Here is a 670-nt window from a genome sequence, read left to right as displayed (position 1 = left end):
AAGTCTGGGAGTATGAACCTTCAATTCAAACATTGAAATTCTTGGATAGCCGCGACAAATTGGGCTCGCCCCATTTCCCGATTCGAATCCTTTTTCCGGCGAAAGACCTTATTAGGTTAGGGTCCCTTAGAATATCTAATTGTGGGTATGAAAGTGATTTGTGATAATCAAAGACTCTTATTACAAATTTCAACTTCATTTGAATTTCTGAACATTCTTTTCTATTTCGAGAATTCATTTCTTGGTGTCAAAATAGGATATGTGATATAAAAATGGAGGATCTATTATCTTTTCTCGTTTTTCTTTTTCAAATAATGATCTTGGAGGTTGTGTAATGCTTACTCTCAATCTTTTCGTTTACACAGTAGTAATATTCTTTGTTTCTCTCTTCATCTTTGGATTCCTATCCAATGATCCAGGACGTAATCCTGGACGTGAAGAATAAAATCAAAATTTTGTTTTTCTTGCTTGATTTTCCAATTTTCTTAAGATTTTATTTTATATATTCCATACGTTTAACTAGGAAAAAATAAAAAGGGGTTTGCGAAATTTGAAAGAAAAAAATAGAAAGTCATCAACGGAAACGGAAAGAGAGGGATTCGAACCCTCGGTACGAATAACTCGTACAACGGATTAGCAATCCGCCGCTTTCGTCCACTCAGCCATCTCT

1 protein-coding gene and 1 tRNA gene are annotated in these 670 nt (G+C 34.8%); one reads left to right on the top strand and one right to left on the bottom strand.

Annotation, left to right across the window (positions count from 1 at the left end; genetic code table 11):
- The first annotated feature begins 334 nt into the window (after positions 1-334).
- Complete coding sequence (locus tag HX793_RS32315) at positions 335-445, top strand: photosystem II reaction center protein I (RefSeq protein ID WP_178905629.1); 111 nt, start codon at positions 335-337, stop codon at positions 443-445.
- 139 nt (positions 446-584) lie between these two features.
- Here the strand turns inward: HX793_RS32315 and HX793_RS32310 are convergent.
- Positions 585-670, bottom strand: a tRNA-Ser gene (locus HX793_RS32310).

Origin of the sequence: Pseudomonas reactans (assembly GCF_013387025.1) — a bacterium.
In the GTDB taxonomy this organism is placed as follows: domain Bacteria; phylum Pseudomonadota; class Gammaproteobacteria; order Pseudomonadales; family Pseudomonadaceae; genus Aquipseudomonas; species Aquipseudomonas reactans.
This window is presented reverse-complemented; position numbering and strand designations above follow the sequence as displayed.

Bases quoted from the DNA above. Each gene is read 5' to 3' on its own strand.
- HX793_RS32315 (WP_178905629.1), top strand. From the start codon at position 335: ATGCTTACTCTCAATCTTTTCGTTTACACAGTAGTAATATTCTTTGTT.